Origin of the sequence: Marilutibacter maris (assembly GCF_006546735.2) — a bacterium.
In the GTDB taxonomy this organism is placed as follows: domain Bacteria; phylum Pseudomonadota; class Gammaproteobacteria; order Xanthomonadales; family Xanthomonadaceae; genus Marilutibacter; species Marilutibacter maris.
Genome location: NZ_VICD02000336.1, coordinates 1 through 7,258 on the forward strand (window position 1 = coordinate 1; position 7,258 = coordinate 7,258).

Annotated in this window: 5 protein-coding genes and 1 pseudogene; all 6 read left to right on the top strand. The window is 69.1% G+C overall.

What is annotated here, in order from left to right; translation table 11 throughout:
- A pseudogene (locus FKV24_RS19415) lies at positions 1-183 on the top strand (S8 family peptidase); the annotation flags it as partial.
- A 184-nt stretch (positions 184-367) separates the two neighbouring features.
- Entirely contained in the window at positions 368-2,482 is a 2,115-nt protein-coding gene (locus tag FKV24_RS18675; RefSeq protein ID WP_141483464.1) for a hypothetical protein, read from the top strand.
- 46 nt (positions 2,483-2,528) lie between these two features.
- Positions 2,529-3,584, top strand: coding sequence for a hypothetical protein (locus FKV24_RS18680; RefSeq protein WP_111266741.1), 1,056 nt, complete (start codon positions 2,529-2,531; stop codon positions 3,582-3,584).
- Positions 3,585-3,735: 151 nt separating this feature from the next.
- A complete protein-coding gene (locus tag FKV24_RS18685) occupies positions 3,736-5,085 on the top strand; it encodes a hypothetical protein (RefSeq protein ID WP_211371923.1) in 1,350 nt (449 codons plus the stop codon).
- A gap of 38 nt (positions 5,086-5,123) precedes the next feature.
- Entirely contained in the window at positions 5,124-6,371 is a 1,248-nt protein-coding gene (locus tag FKV24_RS18690; RefSeq protein WP_141483465.1) for a hypothetical protein, read from the top strand.
- 13 nt (positions 6,372-6,384) lie between these two features.
- A partial coding sequence (locus FKV24_RS18695; RefSeq protein WP_141483466.1) for a hypothetical protein occupies positions 6,385-7,258 on the top strand: 874 nt, incomplete at its 3' end.

Sequence of the window (7,258 nt, forward strand, 5' to 3'; positions counted from 1 at the left end):
GAGAGCGCGACGCCGTTCGGCCGTGCCGGTGTCGGCGGCTGCGGTCGCGGCGTGCTCGATGCGGCCGCGGCGCTGCGCCTGCTCGACCGGCGCATCGATCGCGACATCGCCGCCGAGGCCGCCAGCGCGGACGACGATCTCGAACCCGTTTCCGAACCCCGGACCGCGCCCGTCGCGGCCTGATCAACGCAGGAACCGTTGCCATGCCCACGCACGACAACACCGATGCACCGCTGCCGAGGAGATACCCAATGGCGAGCAAACGAAGTTCAGGCAAGTCCCGCGAACCGGTGGGCGCCGCGGCAGCCGCTCAAGGAGCACGTCGCGCCCGCTCGATCCACTCCGTTCCCGATAGGAGAGAACAGTCATGAAACGCATTTTGCTGGTCGACCTGGGCGAGCGCGAGCTGAAGAAGCGCCAGGAGCTGCGTGCCCGCCAGCAAGTCCTCGAAACCATCGACAAGACCGCCGAAACCAGCGGCGGCCTGAGCAGCAAGCAGCTTGAGGAGCTGACCCGGATCCGCAAGCAGCTCGGCAGCGACGTGGTGATCGATCCGTTCTACCGCCTGGTGGCCGCGACCCATCAGCAGAGGGACTGGAGCGAACTGCGTCGCGACAATTCCTTCGTCCACGAGTACGGCCTGCTTGGCAGCCAGCGCATGATCGGCAACCTGCTCGATCCGCTGGAGAAGAACGAGCGCGAGATCGCCTCGATCTGCGGCCTGTTGCAGATCGACGGCTACACCGATGCCGCGCGTCCGGACTTCGTGCAGAAGATCAGCAGCGCGCAGGGCGAGTACCGTCGTCATCGCGCCTTGTTCGACGCCGTGTTCGCGCATCTGGGCCAGCGCTACGAGGTCAGTCTGAAGTCGCAGATCGACGCCGGCTTGGTCGACCCGGCCATCGTCGGTTGCGTGGACCCGGGTGGCGACCCGCAGAGCCGGACCGAGATGCTCGACCATGCGACCGCCAAGCGTGCCGCGATCAATGCCGCCCAGGGCGCGGCGACCCGTGCCGCCGACGCCGAGCGCGCCGCCCAGGCGGCCAAGGAGTCGGCCCAGGCGCTGGCCCGGGTGGTGAAGGAAAAGCAGGCCGAGTTGGAGGCGGCCCAGGCCGCGAACCCGCGTGGCGGCAAGGAGGTGACCGCCGCCAAGCGTGCGCTGACCGTGGCGACCAAGGCCGCCGACACCGCCGCCGAGCAGGCCAAGGCGGCCGCGATCGTGGCCAAGGAGGCGCTGGCGACCGCCAAGGAGGCCAAGGCCGAGGCCAGCGATACCTCGGTTGCCGCCTCGATCCGCGCCAGCCTGGCCGCATTCGAGCCGAGTCCGGCGGAGACGATCTGCGCGCTCAGCGGCCGCAACGTCGCCGCGGTGGTGCGCCGCCTTGCCACCGAGAAGGTCAGCGCCAACGATGCCTGGCTGGCCAGCCGGATCCAGAATGCCTACGACATGGACACCGGCGTCGTCGCCGGTGCGCCGCCGTCGTCGATGGAGATCATGCTGCCGGACCTGGACGAGAGCACCGACGTCGAGATCGTCCGCGAGAACCTGCATGCGGTGCAGGCAATCTACTTCTCCTGGATGCTGGAGGAGATGCATCTGCCGCAGGTGGTGGAGCGCATCGTCGAACTGTTCCGGGCCGGACTGCTGCCGCTGGGACGCGGCAAGGCCGGCGACTACCTGTTCAACTACTACAAGCGCGCGGTCGACCGGATCACCGAAGGCGAGCGTCGCGACCTGTACATGCGGGTGTTCGGCGCGCCCGGCGGCGACCCCAACGGCAACCAGCCCAACCGCGAGTTCAACGACCTGTGGCTGCGCTTCGTGTCGGCGGTGTCCTCGTTCGCGCGCCAGCTCACCGTCGACCGGCTGTTGCGCAGCAATATCCCGGTGGCGGTCTCGCAGGAGCAGGTCCGCAAGGCCGGTCGCGACCTGGCCGCGAACCTGTCGCTGCACGGCTACGGCATCGCCTATTTCGCCGCCACCGAGCTGCAGTCGATGATCCGCGAGTACCTGGAGAAGCTCAACGATCCGGAGCTGCGCACGGCTTTCGGCGCGCGCGACATCTGGCAGGTGATCGACCAGGTCAACGCCAACTATCTGGGCGGTCCGCGCAATACCCACCGCTACCGTACCCAGGCCCACGCCGGCGCGGTGATCATCCGTTGGCTGGCCAACCACCACCAGCGCCTGGGCGGCCGCTTCGGCGAGGTGATTTCGCTGGCCGCGCTGACCAACCCGCAGTTGCGCGGCAGCGACCGGCCGACGGTCGAGCCCAACGACTGGGATCTGGTGCAGGCCTGCGAGCAGTGGCTGGCGGTCGGCGGCGTCCAGGACGACCACGTCGAGCAGTTCGCGCAGCCGGTGGAATCGCCGGTCATCACCAGCAAGCCGATCGAGATGCCGGCGTTCGCGCGCGAGGCGCTGGATTCGCTGACCGGCGGCATCGGCGACAGCCTCAACGGCGCGTTGCCGCCGCTGTAGCGCGCCGCCACCTTATCGAGGGGCCCACCGTCATGGGAGCAAGGCCATGAACAAGCCAATCAGTCACATCGGCAAACGGCCGATGGCGGCCCACGTCAAACGTTCGTTGAGCAGCGCGGCGCGCGCGCTGGGCACGCGCGATCCGCTGCCCTACCTGGACTCGCTGATCGATCGCACCTTCAGCCTGCCGGAGGACGACGTCGCCTACACCCGCAATGCGCTGACGCCGGGCGCGGTGCCGTACGAGCCGTCGTTCTCCGAGGCCGAGCCGGGCACGCTGCGCTTCACCATCGAGCCGCTCGGCCCGGAAGCCTCGCCGGTGGCGCGCCGCGACGAAGCCACCCGCGAGATGCGGCGGCTGGTGTGTCCGGTGTTCGGCCGCGATGCGCTGCGCTGGTTCGATTCGCGCAGCGAGGAATGGCGCGGTTTCGGCGGCCTGGGCTGGATGAGCTACGGGGCCTGGTTCGGCAGCGCGTTCGACGAGGACGGCTTGTACGCGACCAAGATCTACTACGAGCTGCTGCCCAGCCAGATCGACGCGCTGGCCGCGCCACTGGCGCGACTGACCCGGCAGGCGATGAACGAGATGCCGAGCCTGATGCCGATCTTCACCTCGATCGGCTGCAACCGCGAGGCCGGCAGCCAACGGGTGACCTTCCTGCATCGTGGCCCGCTGGTGGTGGCGGCGCTGGGGCCGTTGATGAACCGGCTCGGGATCGGCCACCAGTTGCCGAGCCTGATGCGGATCGTCGGCGTCGCCCTGGGCGGACGCTTCGAGCTGCCCTCCGGCGGGGTGCTGATCGGCATGCGCAACACCCCGGGCGGGGTCGAGATGAAGCTGGAGATCCTGCTGGCCTCGTTGCCCGACCTGCCGTCGCGCTTCCTCGACCTGCTCAAGCTCGGCCTGGCCGAACGGCCGCGTCAGCTGGCCGCGCTGGCGCGCTGGCTGGAGGCGTTCGGCATGGACGCGGGCGAGCACGGGCATTTCTCGGTGCTGAGCATCCGGGTGACGCCGAACTCGCCGGCGCGGATCAGTCTGTACGTGCGGCCGATCGAGTTCGAGATGCGCGAGCAACTGGAGGAGGCGCGGGCGCTGCAGTAGGTCATGCCTGGCGAGGTCTGGCAGCAGCGGCGTGAGCCGCGACCGGACCTTCCCATGAACGCTTCATCGCGGCTCACGCCGCGCCAACGGGCGTCCGGGACCGGGTCGCACCGGTCCGTTACCCGCATCCACCCTATCCGGAGCACAGGCCATGTCCGCCATATTTCCCAAGACAATCCCCTCGGCCCGTGCGATGGCGGCACCCGCCGGCGGCGCCGCGGCCGCCCCGGGCGCGAGCCGGGAAACCACCGATGCGGTGCGCCGCAAGGTGCGGCAGATGCTGGAGCAGGCACAGTCGTTCCAGGATCTGGCGCCGGACAAGCGCGAAGCGCTGGCCAAGGGGCTGGTCCAGATCGGTAGCTATCTCGCCGAGCCGGACGGCATCCGCCTGAAGCCGCACCAGCAGAGCCCGCAGGTGCGCGCGCTCGCCGGCGACGACAGCGAGCCGCTGCCGGCGTCGGACCAGCCCGAGTTCGGCACCGCGCTGAAGACCGGCGTGCAACAGGCCGGCGCGCTGATGCAGGCGGTCAACTTCCCCGAGTTCGTGACCGGGCTGATCGACGGCGTGTTCAACTCGATCGTCACCTCCTCCATCCAGCAGATGGAGGCCTACGCCAAGCTGGTCGCGGACGTGTCCAAGAGCCTCAACCAGTTCCGCGACGACAACACCACCCAGAACCAGGGCCGCGATCATCTGGTCGAGCAGTTCCCCGACATCTTCCAGTTGCAGATGGGGGCCGGCGACTGGGGCGACTTCGGCGCCTTCGGCGACGAGCAGCCCAGCAACGAGCCGCGCGTGGTCGTGCGCCAGGACGTTGACGAGCGTCGCGCGATCGATCGCCTGAACCAGTCGCTGCCGCTGGACAAGCCGATCACCCGGCTCGACGACGAGCTGGTCGAGGCGTTGCTGGTGCCGGCCGCGCGTACCCAGATCGCGACCGGGCGTCAACAGTTGCTGGCGACCCTGGTGATGCTCGGCATCAACCGCATCGTGGTCACCGACGGCCGCATCTCGGCCAAGGTGATGTACGACTTCCAGGCCCGCGACAACCTCAAGTACCGCCACAGTGCGACCAAGATGGATCACCAGCGCGATGCCTACGGCAACATCGCCAAGACCCGCGGCTACGAAGGCGAGTACGACCGCAAGTACGAGGGCGGCAGCGGCAGCGGCGAGGACCGTCAGGATGCGAGCTGGTACTCGAAGGGCAACTACAAGTACACCGAACAGCCGATCATCAAGATGATGAGCACCTCGCAGTTGCAGAACGACGCTTCGCTGCAGGCGCGGGCGAGCCTGGCCGGCCAGGTCGAGGTCAACTTCAAGAGCGACTACCTGCCGCTGGAGAAGATGGCCAATCCGGAGGCGATCGCGGCGATCCAGATGAACGCCCAGCCGGGCATGGTCAAGACCATGGCCGGACGACCGCAGCCGACCCCACCCGGGACCGCTCCGGCGACCGGTGAGGCCCCGGCGAACACCCCGGCGGCCACGCCCTGATCGCGGCCGCGACCCTGAATCGCCACGGAGCCCACGCCATGAGCGAACCCGTGCCCCGCGCAGCCCACAACCCGGCCTGGCTGGACGACGAGACCCTGGCCGCGGTACGGCCCCAGGTGCGACGCCTGCTGCAATCCTCGCCGGGCTTCCGCGAATTGCCGGTGGCCGAGCAGCAGGAGCTGGCCCGCAACATGGTGCGGGTGGCCTCCTACATGTCCAACCCCGACGGCCTGGCCAAGCAGGAGTTGACCCCGGGCCGCGGCGTGCTGGCCAAGGACGAGGCGCCGCAGGGCGGCCTGGCGCGCGCGCTGGCCGGCGAGGTCGACGCCGCCAAGCGCAAGGCATCGGAGAAGGTCGGCACCTTCGCCGGCAGCGACTTCGAGGCCGGCTCGGTCGAACAGGGCGCCACCAACTTCCGCAAGTACATCGGCGCGGTCGACTTCCCCGCCTTCGTCGGTGGCCTGATCCAGAACGTGTTCCAGGCCATCGTCGACGCCTCGATCCAGCAGATGCGCGCCTACGGCGAGCTGCTCAAGTCGGTCTCGCAGACCGTCGACCAGTTCGCCTCCGACAACATCAGCCTGAACAACGCCCGCGACTGGCTGGTCGACCGCTTCGCCGGCGACTTCCGCATCGAGACCGCCAGCGACGGTTTCGACGAGGGCGGCGGCCCGCGCGTGGCCCTGGTCAACGAAGACAACGCGCAGGAGGTGATGGGCCGGGTCAACCAGGAAATGCAGATGGCCAAGCCGATCACCGACCTGTCCGATCCCGAGCAGGAGGGGCGGCTGGCGCAGGCGGCGCGGATGCAGATGGCGCGCAGCCGCCAGCAGCTGCTGTCGTCGATGGTGATCCTCGGAATCAACCGGATCGTGATCACCGACGGCGCGATCAATGCCAAGGTGGTGTTCGACTTCCGCGCTTCCGACCAGGCCCAGCGCAGCGCCGCCGCCTCGCTGTACGACCGCGACACCAGCTACAACCGCAACACCACCGTGGCCGGCGCGCACTTCGGATGGGGCGGCGCGGCCACCGCCAACACCAATGTGCAGACCCACATGACCACGGTGTCCTCGTCGGTCGACGAGGAGTCCGAATCCAAGCAGGAGATGAAGGCCAAGCTGACCGGCGAGGTGCGGGTCAACTTCAAGTCGGACTACTTCCCGATGGAGAAACTGGCCTCGCCGGCGATGATCGCCGCGATCCAGGGCAACTCGACGCCGGTCGACCCCAACTACATCCCGTCGACCCGCAACGCGGCCGGTGCCGGCGGCAGCGGCGGTTGAGCGGAGCACGCGCATGCGCCTGGCCCCGCCGCCCGCCGACGTCTGCCTCTACCCGGGCCATGAGCATGCCGGCCTGCTGCGTTCCTTGTCGCTGGCGATGTCGGTGCTGGGCGAGCGCAAGGCGCTGGCGTTGGCGCTGTCGGGCACCGGCTTCGACGAACTGGGCGCGATCGACCTGCCGCCGGGGCCGGCCGGTGGCCTGGATCGGGTGCGGCTGCGCGCGGCCGCGCCACTGTATTTTGCCGCCAAGCTCGAGGATGCCGGCCTGCTGCCGACCGCCGAGCTGATCGCGGGGCTGTTCGCCAGCGGTGCGATCACCCAGCCGATCGGCCCGGTCGCGCGGATGATCAACGACTTCTGGCGTGCCCGTCGCGAACGATTGAGCGCGGACGAGCGTGCCGCGATCTACGCGCGCGCGGTCGAGCCGCCGTACTTCGACCGGTTGATGGCGGCGTTGTGCGAGGCGATCGTTGCCCAGGCCGACGGCAGCGACATCCGCGAGCGGGTCGTGCTGGAGACCGTGATCGACGCGCTGGTCGAGTTCCTGTCCCAACGCGTGGATCCGATGGCGGCGATGGCCGCGCGCGACATCGTCGAGAACATCAACCAGGCGTTGGGCTTCATGCGCGATCGCATGTTGCAGGCGGCGTTCGGGGTGCAATCGCTGTGGTCCCTGGTCGCGATCGCCGGCGACGCGCGCGGGCAGGGCGCCGGACCGGTGCAGCGGCATGTCGATCTCGGACGCGCCGGCCAGACCGTGCTGTTGTGGCTGGCCGAGCATGCCGGTACCTCGGCGCCGCTGCTGGACCCGGGCGATTTCGAGCTGATCGGCGCCGCCCAACGCTGGTTGAGCGGTCGCATCGAGAGCGGGACGGCGACCGCGCCGA